Source organism: Bordetella tumulicola (assembly GCF_965138755.1).
Taxonomy (GTDB): Bacteria; Pseudomonadota; Gammaproteobacteria; order Burkholderiales; family Burkholderiaceae_B; genus Bordetella_A; species Bordetella_A tumulicola.
This window is the reverse complement of sequence record NZ_CBCSFP010000001.1, coordinates 540,204-558,576: the sequence shown is the minus strand read 5'-3', so window position 1 is coordinate 558,576 and position 18,373 is coordinate 540,204. Positions and strand designations below refer to the sequence as shown.

Annotated in this window: 18 protein-coding genes and 1 pseudogene; 13 read left to right on the top strand and 6 right to left on the bottom strand. The window is 58.0% G+C overall.

All coding sequences use genetic code 11. The annotated features are described in order from the left end of the window. Window positions 1-21 precede the first annotated feature (21 nt). Window positions 22-2,037 carry a helix-turn-helix domain-containing protein gene (locus ACNAZS_RS02620; protein ID WP_415785855.1) on the bottom strand — a complete coding sequence of 672 codons (2,016 nt, stop codon included), beginning with the start codon at window positions 2,035-2,037 and terminating at the stop codon, window positions 22-24. Between the two features lie 193 nt (window positions 2,038-2,230). On the opposite strand from ACNAZS_RS02620, the gene ACNAZS_RS02615 reads away from it, so the two are divergent. From ACNAZS_RS02615 to ACNAZS_RS02580, 8 genes and pseudogenes are all read left to right on the top strand, one after another. Then, entirely contained in the window at window positions 2,231-3,616 is a 1,386-nt protein-coding gene (locus tag ACNAZS_RS02615) for an ABC transporter substrate-binding protein (protein WP_415785853.1), read from the top strand. Between the two features lie 26 nt (window positions 3,617-3,642). Then, window positions 3,643-4,548: a branched-chain amino acid ABC transporter permease gene (locus ACNAZS_RS02610; protein ID WP_415785852.1), complete on the top strand. Its 906-nt coding sequence runs from the start codon at window positions 3,643-3,645 to the stop codon at window positions 4,546-4,548. Then, window positions 4,548-5,507, top strand: a complete 960-nt coding sequence (locus tag ACNAZS_RS02605; protein WP_415785850.1) for a branched-chain amino acid ABC transporter permease — start codon at window positions 4,548-4,550, stop codon at window positions 5,505-5,507. Before ACNAZS_RS02610 ends, ACNAZS_RS02605 begins: the two co-directional genes overlap by 1 nt. Beyond that, window positions 5,504-5,831: pseudogene (locus ACNAZS_RS02600) on the top strand (ATP-binding cassette domain-containing protein); the annotation flags it as partial. The gene ACNAZS_RS02605 and the pseudogene ACNAZS_RS02600, both read left to right, overlap by 4 nt. 1 nt (window position 5,832) lies before the next feature. Further along, window positions 5,833-6,262 (top strand): ATP-binding cassette domain-containing protein (locus ACNAZS_RS02595; protein ID WP_415785848.1); only part of this gene is annotated, 430 nt, incomplete at its 5' end. Between the two features lies 1 nt (window position 6,263). Then, window positions 6,264-6,974, top strand: a complete 711-nt coding sequence (locus ACNAZS_RS02590) for an ABC transporter ATP-binding protein (protein ID WP_415785846.1) — start codon at window positions 6,264-6,266, stop codon at window positions 6,972-6,974. An 87-nt stretch (window positions 6,975-7,061) separates the two neighbouring features. Beyond that, window positions 7,062-8,294: a CaiB/BaiF CoA transferase family protein gene (locus ACNAZS_RS02585; RefSeq protein WP_415785844.1), complete on the top strand. Its 1,233-nt coding sequence runs from the start codon at window positions 7,062-7,064 to the stop codon at window positions 8,292-8,294. Beyond that, window positions 8,294-9,040 carry an enoyl-CoA hydratase/isomerase family protein gene (locus ACNAZS_RS02580; protein WP_415785842.1) on the top strand — a complete coding sequence of 249 codons (747 nt, stop codon included), beginning with the start codon at window positions 8,294-8,296 and terminating at the stop codon, window positions 9,038-9,040. The genes ACNAZS_RS02585 and ACNAZS_RS02580 overlap by 1 nt, the downstream gene beginning before the upstream one ends. Window positions 9,041-9,122: 82 nt before the next feature. On the opposite strand, the gene ACNAZS_RS02575 is transcribed toward ACNAZS_RS02580, so the two are convergent. Then, on the bottom strand, window positions 9,123-10,001 hold the full coding sequence (locus ACNAZS_RS02575) for an NmrA/HSCARG family protein (RefSeq protein WP_415785840.1): 879 nt from the start codon (window positions 9,999-10,001) through the stop codon (window positions 9,123-9,125). A 109-nt stretch (window positions 10,002-10,110) separates the two neighbouring features. On the opposite strand from ACNAZS_RS02575, the gene ACNAZS_RS02570 reads away from it, so the two are divergent. The 5 genes from ACNAZS_RS02570 (at window position 10,111) to ACNAZS_RS02550 (ending at window position 14,919) form a co-directional block, all read left to right on the top strand. Next, window positions 10,111-10,992: a LysR family transcriptional regulator gene (locus tag ACNAZS_RS02570; RefSeq protein ID WP_415785838.1), complete on the top strand. Its 882-nt coding sequence runs from the start codon at window positions 10,111-10,113 to the stop codon at window positions 10,990-10,992. Window positions 10,993-11,183: 191 nt separating this feature from the next. Next, window positions 11,184-11,849, top strand: a complete 666-nt coding sequence (locus ACNAZS_RS02565) for a response regulator transcription factor (protein WP_415785836.1) — start codon at window positions 11,184-11,186, stop codon at window positions 11,847-11,849. Beyond that, the gene (locus ACNAZS_RS02560; RefSeq protein WP_415785834.1) at window positions 11,846-13,231 is read left to right on the top strand and encodes a sensor histidine kinase; all 1,386 of its coding nucleotides are present in this window, start codon (window positions 11,846-11,848) and stop codon (window positions 13,229-13,231) included. The genes ACNAZS_RS02565 and ACNAZS_RS02560 overlap by 4 nt, the downstream gene beginning before the upstream one ends. A gap of 197 nt (window positions 13,232-13,428) precedes the next feature. Further along, window positions 13,429-14,391, top strand: coding sequence for an MlaA family lipoprotein (locus tag ACNAZS_RS02555; protein WP_415785832.1), 963 nt, complete (start codon window positions 13,429-13,431; stop codon window positions 14,389-14,391). Window positions 14,392-14,520: 129 nt separating this feature from the next. Next, window positions 14,521-14,919: a RidA family protein gene (locus ACNAZS_RS02550; protein ID WP_415785830.1), complete on the top strand. Its 399-nt coding sequence runs from the start codon at window positions 14,521-14,523 to the stop codon at window positions 14,917-14,919. Window positions 14,920-14,940: 21 nt separating this feature from the next. On the opposite strand, the gene arsB is transcribed toward ACNAZS_RS02550, so the two are convergent. The 4 genes from arsB to ACNAZS_RS02530 form a co-directional block, all read right to left on the bottom strand. Further along, window positions 14,941-16,008 (bottom strand): ACR3 family arsenite efflux transporter, encoded by a 1,068-nt coding sequence (gene arsB, locus ACNAZS_RS02545; RefSeq protein ID WP_415785828.1) that lies wholly within the window; start codon window positions 16,006-16,008, stop codon window positions 14,941-14,943. A gap of 40 nt (window positions 16,009-16,048) precedes the next feature. Beyond that, a complete protein-coding gene (gene arsH / locus ACNAZS_RS02540) occupies window positions 16,049-16,816 on the bottom strand; it encodes an arsenical resistance protein ArsH (protein WP_415785826.1) in 768 nt (255 codons plus the stop codon). Next, window positions 16,813-17,145 carry an ArsR/SmtB family transcription factor gene (locus ACNAZS_RS02535; protein ID WP_415785824.1) on the bottom strand — a complete coding sequence of 111 codons (333 nt, stop codon included), beginning with the start codon at window positions 17,143-17,145 and terminating at the stop codon, window positions 16,813-16,815. Before ACNAZS_RS02535 ends, arsH begins: the two co-directional genes overlap by 4 nt. Window positions 17,146-17,304: 159 nt before the next feature. Then, window positions 17,305-18,213: a LysR family transcriptional regulator gene (locus tag ACNAZS_RS02530; RefSeq protein ID WP_415785822.1), complete on the bottom strand. Its 909-nt coding sequence runs from the start codon at window positions 18,211-18,213 to the stop codon at window positions 17,305-17,307. Window positions 18,214-18,373: the final 160 nt, after the last annotated feature.

The following is an 18,373-nucleotide window of genomic DNA, read 5'->3' as shown; positions in this document are numbered from 1 at the left end:
CATTGGATATAAAAACACGCCTCACTCGATCACCCGCGATAGCGAACTATTAAGCTTGTGCATGCGTAAAGCAACTTGAATTTCCAGTGTTTTACTGCCGTTACGCCAGTTTCCAAGCAACTGATCTATCGTCTCCAGCCGCTGGCGCAAGGTGTTGACGTGGATACCTAGAGCGTCGGCGGCAATCTTGATGCTTTGTGATTCGTCCAGATAGGCCAGGAGCGTTCCGCATAGATTGGTATGGCGACGCAGGTCATGGGCGATGAGCTCGCCCACACTGGCCTGGATAAATGAATTCAGGTCTTTGGTGCCGCGCTGTTCGAACAGCAGCGCATACATCGAAAACAGCGCTTCGGAAACCAGCTCGTTGTCGCGGTTCAGGGCCAGGAGCACATCAATGCAACGTTTGAGCGAGCGGAAGCACTGCGGCAGCGTACTGATTTGCGTAATGGTGTCTGAGTAAACGCCTACGACATTGAGACGTGAATTCTGCATCAGTGTCGACTGGACAGCGGTTTGAGTTTCTTCTGCGTGATGAGCGGCGTAAATGGCCACGATAAGGCCATCGAGTGTCTCCATTAAGACCGAGCGTGGCAGACGCGGCCGCATGCGGCGTAGCGCGTACTCCAGATGATTGCTTTCAACATGCAGCGCCATGATCCGTACAGGGGAGTTCAGATCCAGTCCGAGCGGTTCAGTCAACGCCTGCAATACGTTCAGCGGCTCTTGCTGCCAGGTCACCAGCGATCTGATCGTCGCGATACTTCGGCTGCTTAGCGCGAGTTTGCTGCGTTCCTCAGATAGAAGGGCGACGCCTGCGACCAATGCCCCGCGTTCGAAGGTGCGAATCTGGGTGTCGGAGATTGCCTCGCGAGACAGCATCAGCATGGCACCCAGCAGACCATTTGCGCCGGTGATGGCCGCAATTTTCAAGACCAGGTCTGGCGCCGGCGCGACGGATTTTGACTGGCCGGACAGGCGGCTTTGGGTCAAGGCTTTGTGCACGAGGTCTTGCACCTCGACGCTCTGAAATAGTGTGGAAAGTTGGGGGTCGGTAGTGGCCTGCGGCGCGCGCGCGTGATAGGTGAGCTGCTCGGCCTCGTTGAGTAACGCAACCTCTGCGCCCAGCAGTGATGCCACCATCTGCAGAATATCGGTGACCGACCCGCCACGCGCCGCGAGTTTGGTCATCTGCTCATGAGCTTCGGCGGCGTCAGCAATCTCGATCGTTTGTTGGTGCAGCAAGGCGTTGGCTTCGCTGACGCGCTGCAGTGCGACCTGGGTTTCTTGAAAGAGGCGGGCGTTCTCTATGGCAATGGCCGCTTGTGCGGCCAGTGTTGCCAGCATGGAGATTTCCCAAGGCTCATGGCCCCGCGGTTGCCGATCGCAGACGCAAAGTATGCCAATGCAGTGGTTGCCAACCATCAGTGGCGCGCCCAGTAGCGAGCAGACGCCTTCTTCGGCAATGGCCAGGTCAATACCACTGTCATGCATGAAACCCTGGTCCTGCATGTAGTTGGTGCAGTGATAGGGTGTTTTGTGCTTGAGGACGTGGCCGCAAATGCCGTGGTCAGGAGGGACACGGACATTTCTGAACCGGTCGGATGTCGCTCCATCTGTGGCGCGGATATAGAAATCATTGCGCACACGATCATAGTTGGTCAGATAGCCGATATCCGTAGCAAAGATCTGTCGCGAGCGCCGCACGATGGCTTGAAGCACGAGATCCAGGTCCCTGATCGCGGTGAGATCTTGCGCCGTCTCCAGTACGGCCAATAGGCCTTTTTCGCGCTGCAGTTGTATAGCTTGCAATTTCTGAATAGAAGAGGCTGCTTGAATGCTTTCGGCCACTAATTCTTTGTGATCAGGTTCGTGCGCGATGTCCCCGCTTTGCTCCTGCAATTGCAGTAACTCTTCAGCACTTGCGCCATTGCGCAGCAAGCCTAGCAATTTGGCCTGAAACCTGATCGTGTCCATCGCATGCGTGCCAGAGGATGCTTCGACGGCGACCGACGCTGTCGTCTGATTAGGTGTCATGGTGAGGGAAAAAATAGTAAGGCGCTGATGGAGAGGGTTGGCTCATTTATCCATATCGTAAACCCTGCCTCAGATTATGGGATGTTTAAAAAATACATAAAAACGAGATTCAACAGGACAAAATAGACATTGTTGGTCCGGCCCTTCGAATTCATCATCTCCCTTAACTACTAATTAAAGTAATGGAGACAAAATGAAAACGCTGATATGGCCGTTGGCCGACTTTTTATTGCTGGGCCGTCCCAAAATAAAAAATACGCACTTTGGGGGCAGCAAAGCCACGCAGTGGCTGCGGCGTGGGGGCTTTTTTTTAAGCCTGTGCATGGTTACGGCATCCGCATTTGCCCAGTCGGACCGGCCTGCCGAGATCAAGCTTGGGATGAGCACCTTCATGAGCGGCTCCGCTTCCGTGCTGGGGGCGCCCGCCAAAGTCGCCGCTGATATGTGGATAGCGGATTTCAACGCCAAAGGCGGCGTTGATGGGGTCAAACTTAAGCAAACCTGGATTGATGAGGGGCAGGGCGCCGACAAATTCCTGACGGAGTATCGGCGGCTGGCGCAGGAGCCTGGCGAGAAAGTGATGCTCTCCGCCATTTCCAGCGGCTACTGCGGTGCGCTGGCGCCTGTGGCGGAGGACCTCAAGGTCATCAATATTCTGTGGGAGTGCTCTTCAGAAAAGGTGCTGGAAGGGAAAAAGTACAACTACGTTTTCAGAACAGGCCCGAATGGCACGCTGGAAATGGTGGCCGCGGTACTGCATTTGTTGAAGGTCAAGCCGGATTTCAAGACGCTGGCGGTGGTGAACCAGGATTATGCCTGGGGCCGTGACTCCTGGGACCTGTTTCGCAACACGTTGTTGGCGCTCAAACCGGACGTGAAAATCGTTGCCGAGATGTTCCCCAAGTTCGGCGCACCGGACTATTCCGCCGAAGTGACGCGTCTGCAAGCGCTGCGGCCCGACGTCGTGCTGTCGACTGCCTGGGGTGGCGATCTGGATACGTTTTTGCGCCAGGCCTCGCAGCGCGGTTTGCTCAAGACGTCACAGTTCGTGCTGCCACTGGCCGATTCTTCGCTTGAACGATTGGGCAACGCAGTGCCGCCAGGTGTGATTGTGGGGTTTGTGGGTGACGGCTACTTTGCCGATCCGGAATTTGTGAATGATCCGAAGGCCAAGGACTTCGTCGCGAAGTTCAAGAAAGAAACAGGTGCTTATCCTAACTTTGCGGTCTATCACATGATCCAGGCGCTTGAAGCCACTACCGAGGCGTATAAAAAGTCGTTGAAAGACAACGGGGGCAAGTGGCCGACGACTGATCAGTTGGCATCGACGTTGCGTTCGCTGGAATATCGCGGACTGTCGCGACCCATCGAGATGCGTGAAGACGGCCAGGCAATGCAGGGGCAACTTTATGGTGTGACGCTCAAGCATTCCGACTACCCCTTCCCGCAGGTCGGAGAACTGCTGTTCTATCCCGCTGAACTGGTGGCGCCGCCCGTAGGTGCGATCTCGGAAGATTGGGTCAAGACGCTCAAGCCAGACATGGTGCAAAGCAAGCTGATCCAGGGTGTAGGCAAATAACGCGTGATCGTCCGGGAAAGCGGGAAATGAATCTCCATTTATTGCTGCTGGCCGCAGTCGATGGGCTGTCGTATGCAAGCCTGTTGTTCATGATTGCGCTGGGTCTGACATTGATTTGCGGTGTGTTTGGCGTCATCAATGTCGCGCATGGCAGTTTTTATGCATTCGGCGGCTATAGCGCGGCCACCGTCGTGGTTTGGTTATTGCCGCACGACACATCGACGCTGACACTGGTGCTGGCACTCTTGGTGACGGCGGCACTGGTGGGCGGTGTGCTAGGTGCGCTGCTGGAACGCGGCATCATGCGGCGTTTTCAGGATCGCGACCCCGTGTTGCAGTTGCTGGTGACGTTTGCCGCGTTCATGATCCTTGAGAATCTGCAGCGCATGATCTGGGGTGCCACGCCTGTCAATGCCGGGGAACTGGCCAGCCGCATGGGGACGATGGATCTCCTGGGTGTGACCTTCATGAAATACCAGTTGCTGCTGGTGCCAGGCATCGCGTTGGTTTTCTATCTGGGACTGCAGGGGCTGCTGCGCTATTGCACGACCGGCCGAAAATTGGTGGCGGTCATTCACCATCGTGAAGTGGCGGGCGCACTAGGGATTAACGCGGCACGCATGGGACTGATGACGTTTGCGTTGGCCGGCGCCTTGGGGGCGGTGGGCGGGGCGTTGTCTGTACCCATGACAACGTTTGTGCCGGGCGTGGCAGCCGATATGGTGGTGACTTCCTTTGCCGTGATCGCGACGGCGGGTCTCGGCCAGATTACCGGCGCCCTGATTGCATCCATCCTGATCGGCCTGGCTCGCGCATTGGCAATTTATACGTTTCCAGAGCTTGAAGTCGTCATGCCTTATCTCATGATGGTTGTGGTGCTGTTGGTACGGCCCAGCGGTTTGTTTACCGTGGCCACGGCCAGGAGGATCTGATGCGGCACTCGGCTTTTATTCTGGGTATCGGGTGTGCGACCGCCATCATCCTGGCGATGACGTGGATCTGGCCATGGACGCGAATGCCTGTTATTACCTTTCTGGGCTACGGGTTGGCTGCGCTCGGCCTGTCTGTACTGATGCGTGCGGGGCAGGTATCTTTTGGGCATGCCATGTACGCCCTGATTGCCGGGTACGGCGCGGCATTTACGGTCAAAGCCTTCCCCGGGACAGATGCATTGTTTGCGCTGGCAGCGGGCGTGCTGAGCGCCGTGATTATTGGTGCTGTGGTGGCGTCCTTTGTTTCTCGCTACCGGGGAATTTTTTTCGGCATGCTGAATCTGGGCATCTCTATGGTGTTCTATTCGCTTGCCGCGAAACTCTATACGTGGACGGGCGGGACAGACGGCCTGCGCATTGATCGACCCCGTCTGTTCGGCATGGCGCTTGATCGCGGCGAGTTCGAGTGGGGCATGATGCTGCTGGCGCTTGTGTTGGCCATCGTTCTTGGCTGGGTGGTGCAGCGTTACTTCAGATCGTCGGCGGGCCAGATTGCGGTCGCGATACGCACCAATGAAACCCGGCTTGAATACATAGGCCTGTCGGCCCGGGCCGCCTTGATCGAAGCCTATGTGCTGTCGTCGGCGCTAGTAGGCGTGGGTGGCGCGCTGTTGGCGTTGACGCAAGGGCTGATGACACCCGAAGGCGGCTATTGGCTTCGATCCGGTGAATATGTGTTTATCGCCATTCTGGGTGGAGCGGGCCACGCCATCGGTGCATTCCTGGGAGCGGCGGTATTCGAGCTGATTCTGCTGGTGGGCTCGGCGTATTTCACCAATATCTGGCAAATCGTGCTGGGCGTCACCTTGTTGATCGTCATCTTTTTTGCGCCCTCCGGGTTGGTTGGACGATTTCAGCAATTCCGTCTGGGCAAGATGACTGAAGGTGGAAAATCATGAACATCGCATCGGATGAACTGCTGTTGCAGACCTCGGGGCTGACCCTGCGCTTTGGTGCTATCACCGCCGCGGACAATATCGACTTTTCCTTGAAAAAGGGCGAGCACCTGGCGGTGATAGGGGCTAATGGCGCGGGCAAGACCACGTTTATCAACATTTGCACCGGCTATATCAAGCCCAGCAGCGGCACTGTGGTATTTGCGGGGCAGGACATTACTCGCAAAGGCCCCAGGCAGATTGCTCGGTTGGGGGTGGGGCGTTCGTTTCAATTACCACAACTGTTTCTCGAGCACACCGTGCAAGAGTGCCTGCAATTGGCGTCGGNCGCGCGCGACCGCAAGATTTCCCGCTGGGTACCGCTGACGCAAAACGCCAATGGCAATGCGGTCGCTGAAATGCTGGCGCTGGTCGAACTGAAACCCTACCGAAATGATCCGGTGACTGTTTTGCCGGAAGGGCATCGCAAGCTGCTGGATGTGGCCATTGCGCTGATGCTGGAACCCCGGCTGATGATCATGGACGAGCCGACCAGCGGCGTGGCCTCAGAGGACAAACACGCGGTGATGCGCACCATCATGGCTGCATTGAGCGAGCGCAATGTCACCAGTTGGTTTGTTGAGCACGACATTGACATCGTGCTGGCTTATGCCACGCGGGCAGCGGCATGGATTGATGGGAAGGTGGCAGCCGATGGCACGCCGCATGCGGTATTCAGCGATCCGATCATTCGTCGCGAAGTACTGGGAGAGCGTTGAGATGAGCCTGCATATCAAGTCTGTGCGTGTCGACCTGGCCGGCAACACGGTGCTGCGCAATGTGGACATCATCTTGCCAGAAGGCGAGACCGTTGCGGTGGTCGGCCGCAATGGCGCAGGCAAAACGACGCTGTTGCGCAGCATCATGGGGCTAGTGAAGCTGACATCGGGCCAACTGTTGCTTGACGGCCGGGACATCGGAACCGAACCCGTATACCTGCGTGCTGCGGCAGGGTTTGGCTATGCGCCCGAAGACAGGGTCATCTTTCCCACCTTGAGCGTGGTCCAGAACATGGCGTTGCCTTGCGAAGTGCAGCATGTGTCCAAGCGAGAAATTGCACAACGAATAGAGACGGTCCTTGCAGCGATGCCGCAGCTCAAGCCGATGTTGCCGCGCTCGGGCGCTGCGCTATCGGGCGGGCAGGGAAAGATGGTTGCGCTGGCGCGAGCACTGATGGTGGGAACGCGGTTTGTGCTGCTGGACGAACCCTTCCAGGGCCTGGCGCCTGTCGTGGCAAGGCAGTATGGAGATTCGCTCAGGGCCTTGCGCCAATCGCATCCCCACCTTTGCGTGGTGATCACTGAGTCGAACGCCTCTCTGCTTGAGGAGGTACAGAGTTCCACGCTTTATATCGAGCGTGGCTACGTGACGGCGGATCGCCTGGATGTTTTGCATAACCCGCCGCCGATGGATATGGCGCTGACGGCATGATGGGCGATGACGCATTCGCGGATTGAGTTCGCGCGTCGAGGAAAAACGACCATGGCTCCTGTGCCATGGGCAATCGGGAGTAAATGAATGAATGCTGAAGAGGCAGGGCTGCCCCTGGGCGACGGTCCTTTGAGAGGGCTGGTTGTCATTGATGTCACGCGGGTAGTGGCGGGCCCATACTGCACCATGATGTTGGCCGATCTTGGGGCCACCGTGATCAAGGTCGAGAACCCGGCCGAGCCTGACTACGTGCGTAGTTTTCCGCCTTTTGTGAAGGGAGAAACTGGCAGGGCCAGTGCTTTTTTTGCACAGTACAACCGGCACAAATTGGGCATTAGCATTAATCTTAAAACCAGCGAAGGCCAGGCCTTGCTGCGCAAACTGATAGGCAAGGCCGACATGCTGGTGGAGAACTTCCGCCCTGGCGCCATGGCGCGAATAGGGCTGGATTACGAGACGCTAAAAGAGAACAATCCAGGCTTGGTCTATGTCTCCATTAGCGGGTTCGGACAGACAGGACCTCATTCCCAGCGCCCCGCGTACGACAACAGCGCACAGGCAACCGGCGGGTTGTGGTCATTCAATGGCGAAAAAGGGCGGCCGCCCGTGCGGGTGGGCACCATCATCGGCGACCTGTCGGCCTCATTTTATGCCACCATTGCGGCGCTGGCTGCCGTCATGCACGCCAGGGAAACCGGCGAGGGGCAACTCGTGGATGTTGCCCAGCAGGATTCCGTGGTGACGCTCACCGAACATGCGGTGGTTAACTACACCGTCGACCAGATCGTTGCCGAACCCTTGGGAAATGACCACCCCTTCGTACGCCCCTACGGTCAGCTTGCCTGCAAGGATGGCTTTGTGTTTTTCGGCGCCTATACCGACAAATTCTGGCACGAGGCCTGCAAGATTTTTGGCGAGCCCGAACTGAGTGCGGATACCGAGATCGATTCCATGGAAAAACGCTTTGATCCGCAGGTGTATGAGCGCCGCGTGGCACCCATTGTCAGTCGATGGTGCGCGGATCGGACCAAGGCCGAGCTGGAGGCAATGGCTGGAGATGTGATTCCGCTCACGCCGATCAAAACCATGGCCGAAGTCGTGCAGGATCCTCATCTGGCCGCGCGCGAGATGTTCGTGTCCGTGGCTATGGATGGTGTGCAGGTAAAAGCATTCGGTAGTCCTATGAAACTCTCAAAAACGCCGGTTAACGCGTCGGGATCCGCACCGTCCTTTGGTGAACACAATGCACTGGTATTCAGTCAATGGGCGGGCCTGAGCGGCGACGAACTGGAGCGCCTGTCTGCAGAAGGAGTGATCTGATGAGCATCAGCTATGAGGTGCGCGAGCAGATTGCGCATATCTGCGTTAACCGCCCAGAGAAACTCAATGCGCTGACGCTGGCGATGTATGAGCAGTTGGCACAGGCCTTTGTATGCGCCAACGATGACACCGATGTGCGGGTCATCTTGTTGACCGGCGCTGGGGATCGTGCGTTTTGTGTGGGCGCGGACCTGACGGAATCGATACCGGCATTGGCGCAAGGGCGCTTCGATATTTCAGAATGGGATGGCGCACATCTGAAGCAAGCCAACTTCTACAAACCTGTGGTGGCGGCCATCAATGGTCTGTGCATGGGCGGCGGCTTCGAGATCATGTTGGCTGCCGATATCCGCGTGGCTGCCGACACGGCGGTTTTCTCGCTGCCCGAAGCCTCGCTGGGGTTCACTCCCGCTGGCGGTACGTTGGTCAGGTTGACACGCCAGATTCCCTACGCCTTTGCCATGGAGCTGATGATGACGGCTGAGCGCTTTCCGGCCAGCCGGCTGGCGGAAATGGGTTTGCTGAACCGGGTCGTGCCCGCGGATGAACTGGCGCAGCTCGCGTTAGCCTACGCCAAAGGCATCGCCAGGAAAGGCAAGATTGCCATCTCGGTCATCAAGGAGGCGGCCTTGACCCTGGGACATCTTTCTTTTCAAGAGGCTTTTGCGCGCGAGGCAGCGTTGGGCCAGCGCGCATTCACCTGTGAGGAGGCCAAGGCCGGCCTGGCACGTTTTCTTGCGCGCTGACGGCAGAACATCCCTGATTCCCACGCCCGAGCGCGGCTGGCCGAATCCTATTCCGCGTCGGGGATTATCCATGATCGTTACTTCACGACGCCGCAATTGGCTTCGCGACCTCAGAGGCAAAGTCGCGATAGGAGCGAAGGGGGCGACCCAGTAGCACGGTCAAGCGCTCGACATCGCCGGCGTCAGGAATCATGCCCTCAGTGAGGAAACGCTCGCTCATCAGGCGCATATCGAAAGCCATCCAGCTCGGCATGAACTGTCGGAGGTTTTGCTCGAATCCGGCAGTGTCATCACCCGGATAGGCGATCGGGCGACCCAGAACCTCCGTCCAGATCGCGGCGACATTCGTGCCGGTCAGCGTGTCAGGTCCAACGAGATTGATTTGCTCTAGGGGAAGAGGCGTGGCGGCTTGTTCGCGGCGGATGAGTTCGAGGGCCGCGATCTCGCCGATGTCGCGCGCGTCGATCATGGCGAGTCCTTTGCTGCCGATCGGCATTGGGTAGATGCCATATTCAGTCACCACGTCTGTGATGGTGAGATCGTTATTCATGAAGTAAGCCGGGCGCAGGATGGTGGCGTTGAGCCCCATCTGTTCGATCATGCGTTCAACACCGAATTTGCCCGCAAAGTGCGGCACGTTCACGTAACGGTCGCTGTGAATGACGGATAGGTAGACGATTCGCTCGATGCCGGCTTCACGGGCGACATTAAGCGCGATCAATGCCTGGGTGTATTCGTCGGGCACCACTGCGTTGAGCAGGAACAGCGTGGAGACGCCTGAGAAGGCGCTGCGCAGCGAGTCGACGTCGAGCAGGTCGCCCTGGACGACGCCGACGCCTTTCGGGAAGCTGGCCTTCGAGGGATCGCGGACGAGGGCGCGAACATCGGCGCCGCGCTTTACAAGCTGTTCGACGACGTGGCCGCCAATAGTGCCGGTAGCACCGGTAACGAGAATGGTCATGACGATTATTCCTTTGGGGTGTGGGTTGCGTATGACCAAACGATAATGGGTTCCATGTTCAAAACAAAGACTCTAAAATATAGACTGTTTGTATCAAATATGAGACATCATGGATCTCAACGCGCTTGAGGATTTCCAACTCGTAGCCGCTCACGGTGGCTTTGGTAGAGCCAGCCGCGCCAGCGGCCGGTCTAAAGCAACCTTGTCGCGTCGTGTCGCTGATCTTGAGGAGGCACTGGGCATTCGGCTGATGGAGCGAGGCGCCCGTAGCCTGGAGTTGACCGAAGCCGGCCAGCTGTTACTGAGCAGAACGGAGGGGCCGATGTTCGAGGTTGCCGAAGCAGTCGCGGCGGCACGGGATGGCCTTGCGACGCCGCGTGGCCGTCTACGTATCGCGGCGCCTCTTTTGTTTGGGCAGTTGGCATTGGGACGGCTTGCTGCTCAGTTCGTGGCCATTTATCCCGAAGTGCAGATCGAGGTCGCAGCGGAGGATCGTTCCGTCGATCTCGTTGACGAACACTTCGATGTTGCCATTCGGATCAATCCACGCAAGGACAGCTCATTGGTCGGCAGGTGCTTTGCCAAAGACAGGCTGGTCCTTGCCGCCGCCCCTTCTGTTGATATGCCGAAGGGGCGGCGCATTAAGCCCGTCCCGGTTCCGGCAGTCGTCATGCCGACCTATCGCGATGGAGATGTTTGGTCTGTCCGTGATGGTCGACTGACCGTTGAACCACAGCCTGTTTTACGTCTGTCTTCGCTCCTGACCGTCCGCGATGCGATTGCCGCTGGCGCGGGGGCGGCGATGCTGCCCCAATCCATCATCGGGAAGCTCCTGGAAAAGGGCGAATTAGTGACGTGGGGAATGGTTGGCGACGAAGTTGAACTTTGGGTTCTGCACACCTCTCGCCGGTTGCAGAGTCCCAAGGTTCGCGCTTTCGTGGCGTTCATGTGCGCCCAATACCCAAGCGGATCATTCGTCATTGAATCTTGACGTCTTGGCGTTGCGAGACAAATAAATGCCGGATCGAGAAATCAGGTGATGAAAGCTATGCACTGGATAGATGGACACCATGAGGGAGGAGGCGATTCGGATATTCTTTTCCTGGATCTTAATAAAATACTAAAACGATTCGTCCATGATGAGAGAAGAAAACCAGGCTTAGCTCAACGGACTGACATCATATGCACCTTCTTCTGGTAGAAGATGATCCCATGTTGGGAGAGAGCATTTGCGATGGCGCACGCCAGAGCGGATGGAGCATCGACCACGTTGGCGATGCGCACGCGGCACGCACGGCCCTGACAGATCACGTCTATGCCGCCGTACTACTGGATCTGGGGCTTCCCGGCGATTCCGGCTTGACGGTGCTGCGCTCCATGCGTAACCACTATGACTCTACGCCGGTGCTGATCCTGACTGCCCGAGGTCAGTTGAGCGAGCGGATTTCCGGGCTGGATGCTGGCGCGGACGATTACCTGATCAAGCCATTTCAGTTCGACGAGCTTTGGGCGCGCGTGCGGTCGGTCATTCGCCGCAGCCAGGGGCGTGTCGTCCCGATATCCACGCATGGAGACGTTCAGGTTGATCGAGCCCGCGGGGTTGTCAGTAAGGCGGGTGTCGATGTCACCCTCAGTGCGCATGAGTACCGCACACTGTTGGCGTTACTGGAACGTCCAGGCCACGTAGTGACGCGCGATCATTTGGAGGATATGGTCTATGGCGGCGCCAGCGGCGTGGAAAGCAACACCATCGCCGTGTTTATCCACCAACTGCGTCGCAAGCTTGGAGGCGATTTGATTCGGACCGTTCATGGGTTGGGATATGTCATCGGTCGGCCAACGGCATGAAACCGCGATCGTTGAACACACGGCTGATCGTCGTGGTCGTCTCAACCATTGTGTTGAGTTGGATCGCCGTGGTCGGGGTCGTTTTTATGCAGTTCTCTCTGAATCAGACCAGCACCTCTGACAAGGAACTGGCCACCATTGCTACCCAGCTCTTGTTGACGATCCCGGCCGACAGCAGCTTTGCAGAGCGAGCGGGGCCAGGCTTGCAACTGCGTGATCCGCCTGATGTTGACCTCGAATTGCTGGTCTTCCAGATATGGATCGATCGTCATCGATTGTTCGTCGCCACGCCTGGCGCACCGACGTCACCATTCAAACCAGACTTTACCGATGGTTTGACGTCGACGGTCATCGAAGGTAAGAAGTGGCGTGTCTACTCTGTATCGGACAAGACCGGGCGAGTGACCGTCCAGGCCGGCAACCCTCAAGACGTCGTGGACGCGGACATGCGCGACGTGGCGGGGCATGTACTCATCGTGGCTACAGTGCTTCTTCTTATTGTCGGTGTCATCATGGGGTTCGTGACAAAGAGGACCTTCAAGCCCGTGCGCGCCATGAGTGCAAGCATGCGCCATCGGCACAGCTTCGATTTCACACCTTTACCGCTGCATGACCTGCCAACGGAGCTGCATCCTTTTGTCGCCTCGTTCAACGATCTCCTTCTGCAACTCGACAAAGCCGTCGAGGGTGAGCGGCGATTCATAGGGGAGGCGGCCCATGAACTACGCACACCGCTGTCGGCCGTGCACGCACAAGCGGAGATCGCCCTGAACTCGACAGAGCTCAAGGGCAAAGACGCCGCCTTGAAGAAACTGCTTGTTGTGGCCGAACGCAGCACCCGGCTTTCCGAGCAATTGCTTGACCTGGCGAGAATCAACGCTGGCACCAAGGCACCCAAACGTGCGCATGCCGATCTGAGAAAGCTTGTGGAGCACGTCGCGCAGGAAGTCGAGGTATACGCCAGCCAGAATCGACGATCGCTGTACCTGGATGTGCGCTCCTGCATCATTGAATGCGATATCGACGAGATCGGAATCCTGCTGCGTAACCTGCTGCACAACGCCATGAGATACACCTCGGACGAAGGTGTTGTGCTCGTGTGTTGCGGTTATGTTGCCGATGCAAAACCCGGTATGACGCCCGATGTTTACCTGGAGGTATCCGACGACGGCCCAGGCGTCGCCGCCGCTGAGCGCGAAGCTATTTTCGAGCGCTTCTATCGCGCCGCAGGGACGAAGGTGCGCGGTAGCGGGATCGGCCTGTCATTGGTCGCCAGCATTGCCAAGTCGCACAACGCATCGATCAAAGTCGATACTGGACTGGATGGACGTGGGCTCACGGTGCGAGTTGTTTTTCCTGGATTTTTTCAGACGGCGATCTAACTCGTGAAGAATTCTTAAAAACGCTAAAAAGCGCTTAAAACCGCATCGGTAGTATCCGATCTCACAAGCTTGTGCTTGTAGGCACGCCACTCAAATGTCGTTGGTCGTTGGCGGCGTCTGTCGCTTCTGCCTTAACGATTTCTCTTTTACCTCATTCGCCGAAGGGCGCCCCTGCTTTCGGCGTGGGAGTTCAAAAAATGAAGGCAATTCAATTCCTCGTACTCGCGGCGATCACGGTGGGCACAAGCGCATGCAGCAGCACTGTTAAGACCCCATCCGCTTCCTCTCTACCCGTGTCGCAATCTACGGCGGAGGCGTTTGGTCTCGCGCCGATAGATGCACCGTCGGCCGTGGCAGATTCGTCAAAAGAACGCCGCGACTTTCGTAGCGAGACGCCCGACGAAACCGCCAGCCTGGATGTATCCAACGGGAATCAGGCGGTTGGCAACGGCTTGATCGCGTTCGCGGATAGCGCGTCGATCTCGTCTGCCGGGGACGTGGTCGCACTTGCCGATTTCCCTACTGGCGCTGAAGAGGATGTTGAAGGTGACTACGACACGAAGGTCAACGACCCATGGGAAGGTTATAACCGTTTGATGTACTCGTTCAATACCAAATTTGACAAATACCTCGTTCGCCCCGTCGGCGTGGCGTATGACACGGTGGTGCCAGACGTTGTGCAGCGCAGGGTTACGTCCTTCTTTTCGAATCTGAAAGAGCCACGGACCCTGGTGAATCAGTTGTTGCAAGGGCAACCCGTCGGGGCCGCCACAACGCTGGGACGCTTTGTGATCAACACTACTGCCGGAGTCGGCGGTATGTTCGACCCGGCTAGCGAGTGGGAGCTTGATCGCGCCGATGAGGACCTCGGCCAGACATTCGCTAGCTGGGGGTGGGACGACTCCAGGTACTTTGTCGTACCGCTTTATGGACCCAAGACGGTGCGAGATTTCGTCAGCGGGTTTGGAGACAGCCCATTGAACCCTACGGGGTACATCGACAATCAGGGAGTGAGCATTGCCCTCAAGGTCGTCCAGATTGGTAGCATGCGGTCTGCTGCTTTGCCCTTGGACAAGATGCGTGCCGAGGCATTGGACGAGTACACATTCGTACGCGATGCATGGATGCAAAAGCGTAAAAGCCAAATTGCCAAGAACTGACAGATACGAACCGGCATTCTATTGTTTGGCTAATGCAAACAGTGATTGTGCGAACTGCGGGTTTATCCGTGACTGGCGCAATCCCATAATGGCTACCTCTCCAACCGCTTTTCCTAAAGAGTACGCCTTATGACCACCCGTGACGTTGTTACCCCGCCCGAACGCCATGCTCTGTACGAGCTGCACCGCTATTCTCCCGCGATCCGCGCCAATGGCCTGCTGTTCGTGTCCGGCCAGGTCGGTAGCAGGGCCGATGGTTCGCCCGAGCCGGAACTTGATGACCAGGTGCGCCTCGCGTTCCAGAATCTCAACGCTATCCTCGCTGCGGCCGGCTGCAGTTTCAGCGATGTCATCGACGTGACAGTGTTCATGGTGGACCCGGACACCCATTTCGAACGCGCCTGGGCTGTGGCCGCGGAATACTGGGGCGAGGCGCCGTATCCGACCGCAACCGCGATTGGTGTCACCTGGCTGTCTGGCTTTCAGTTCGAAATCAAGGTCATCGCCAAGCTACCGGAAGGTGGCTGATAGAACGTAGCGGGGGATCGTTCAGCTTCGTTCGTACCAGTCTTTAGAGCGGTTCACGACGCGTACGACCAAGAGCATGACGGGCACTTCGACCAGGACGCCGACCACGGTTGCCAGCGCCGCGCCGGAGTGCAGACCGAACAAGCTAATGGCGGCTGCCACGGCCAGCTCGAAGAAGTTGCTGGCGCCGATCAGCGCCGCGGGACAAGCGATGTTGTGCTTTTCGCCGACCCGCTTGCTCAACCAGTAAGCCAGCCCGGAATTGAAGAGCACTTGAATCAGGATTGGCACGGCCAACATGGCGATCACCAGCGGCTGCTGGATAATGGCCTCGCCCTGAAAGGCGAATAGCAGAATCAGCGTCAGCAGCAGTGCAATGATCGACCACGGCCCGATTGTTTGCATGGCGCGATCAAAGGCTGCCTGCCCTTGCTTGAGCAGATACCGTCGCCAGAGCTGCGCCAGAATCACCGGCACGATGATGTAGAGCACGACTGAAATCAGCAGCGTGTCCCAGGGCACCGAGATCGAGGAGATGCCCAATAGCAGTCCGACAATGGGGGCAAAGGCGACGATCATGATGGCGTCGTTCAAGGCGACTTGCGAGAGCGTGAAAAGCGGGTCGCCGTTGGTAAGCCGGCTCCACACGAATACCATTGCTGTGCAGGGCGCAGCGGCTAGCAAGATCAGGCCCGCGATGTAGCTGTCTAGTTGCTCGGCTGGCAGAAAGGGCGCGAACACATGCCGGATGAAGAGCCACCCCAGCAGGGCCATCGAGAATGGCTTGACGGCCCAATTCACGAACAGCGTGACACCGATGCCGCGCCAGTGTTCCTTGACCTGGTGCAGTGCCCCGAAGTCGATCTTGACCAGCATCGGGATGATCATTACCCAAATCAGCATGCCCACCGGCAAATTGACCTGGGCCACTTCCATGCGACCGATGGAGTGGAACACATCAGGCAGGCCTTGGCCGAGCGCCACGCCGACGACGATGCACAGAGCTACCCACAGCGTCAGGTATCGCTCGAACCCACTCATAGAGGCCTGGCGCGACGTCGCGGCGATGGCCTGCGTGCCCGTGCTCATTTGGGGGTACGGTGGATGCGAGGGTGATAGGTTTTTTCGGTCATTGCGCTTGGCTTTCGAGCTGGGGTTGAGGAGCAATAGCAATGGATGAGAGATCGGTGTCCTGGTCGATGATGCGGCCTGCCGCTTTGCGTTCGGAATAGCGGTCTGTCAGGGCTTCGCGGTGCGGCCGCAACAGTACCGTAAAGCGCATCAGTTCTTCCATCACGTCGGCGATTCGGTCGTAATAGGGCGAGGGCTTCATGCGGCCCGCCTCGTCGAATTCTTGGTACGCCTTGGCGACACTGGATTGGTTCGGGATGGTGAACATCCGCATCCAGCGACCGAGTAGGCGCAGGGTGTTCACGGCGTTGAAACTCTGCGAGCCGCCGGACACCTGCATCACGGCCAGGGTGCGGCCTTGCGTCGGTCGCACGCCGGCCATTTCAAGCGGCAAATGGTCAATCTGCGCTTTCATGACGCCAGTGATCTGGCCGTGGCGTTCCGGGCTGCACCAGACCTGTCCCTCTGACCACTCGGATAGGGCCCGCAATTCTTTGACGGCCGGGTGATCATCGTTTTGTATCTGGTCGGGCAGCGGCAGGTCCGACGGATCGAAGATGCGCGTTTCCGCACCGAAGAATTGCAGCAGCCGTGCGGCCTCCTCAACGGCCAGTCGCGAGAACGAGCGGGGGCGAAGCGAGCCATACAGCAGCAGGATACGAACCGGCTGGGCATCGTCCGTCAGGTCGAGCGCCGGGCGTTTGATAGCAAAGGACTTGTCCAGGGCCGGCAGGACGTCAGGGTCGGAAAGATGGCGAAGTCTCATGCTGGTACCTTTGCCGCGTCCGTGGTGCAAGGCAGGTCGCACGCCTGCCCGTCGCAGCAGTTTTCTGTGAGGAATGCCACCAGGTCGGCGGCGGTCGAGAAATTCGCCGCGTAGATCACGAAGCGGCCTTCTTGCCGCGAGGTGACCATGTCCGCGTGGGCGAGCTCTTTCAGGTGAAAGGACAGCGAAGAGGGCGGGATGCCGGCCGCCTCGCTGATCTTGCCAGCGGCCATGCCGGTGGGGCCGGCCTGAATAAGTAGCCGGAACACCGCGAGGCGCGATTCTTGGGCGAGGGCCGCGAGCGCGGCGACAGCGTTTGACGTTTCCATAATTCAATAATAATAGAAACAATAAATGATGTCTATCGGCAGGCTGAACCTACATGGCCGAGCTGATCGCCGCTGGGTCACCGCGCAAGCGATTGAGGTAAGCGACAGGTACAGGCGCCGACCGTCGGTCGACGCTCTATCTGGTGATCAATGTTGTCGTCAGGCAGCGACAGTGACAGGGACTGTCCTTGCAAAGTGCGGGGACTGATCGAAATATTCGATCAGCAATTCGGTGAGGGCTCGTATCTTTCGTGCGGGATGCTGACCTGACGGGCGGACGACATAGGCAGCCGCCGGGGGAGGGGGATAGCGCGTCATGATCGGTACGAGCGCCCCGGAGTTCACATGTTCATAGGTAAGGCAATCGGGCAGGTACGCGATCCCGAGTCCCGCCGTCGCAGCGGCGACTAGCGCGGTCCCGTTGTCGGCCTGAAAGCGCCCCTGCGGACGCGCCGTGATGATCTTGTCGCCGTCCTTGAATTGCCAGGTTTCGGTGCCTTGCATGAGGGCAGAATGGGCAGCGAGCTCGTCCGGTGTCTCAGGTGATCCATGCGCCTTGATATAGCCGGGACTTGCGACGAGCTTTCCATAGATCGGGCCGATACGTCTTGCGATCAAGTTGGAGTCCTGTAGATAGCCGACCCGTATCGCACAATCGAAACCCTCGGCAATGAGATCAACGAAGCGATCACTGTAGCTGGTCTGGATGTGAAGCTGGGGGTGGCGTTGCGCCATTTCCGCGATGACGGGAGCAAAGTGCGTCGGGCCGAAAGTGAGTGGCGCGGCGACTCGCAGACGACCGCGAAGGTCTCCGGCGGGCAGGATCGTTTCCTTGGCGATGTCGATCTCGGCGCAGACTCTGGCGGCATAGTCCCGGAAGGTGATCCCGGCTTCTGTGAGGGCGGTCGCGCGGGTGGATCGTACAAGCAGCTGGATGCCAAGCTCCGCTTCAAGGCGGGCGAGCCGGCGACTGACGATCGATTTGGCCACGCCCAGCCGCAGCGCAGCAGGCGAAACTCCTCCCGCATCGGCGACCTCTACGAATGTCTGCAGTTCTTCGATATCCAATTTAGCGTTCCCTATTTTGCGACACAGCTAGCCACGCGATGGTACTACCGCATCGTAAACGGCAACAGCACAATACGGCTTCCGGGTAACGTCGCCACGAGCGCATGTCTACCGGAAAACAACCCCCTCCCACTCACATCAGCAGCAGAGGACGCAAATA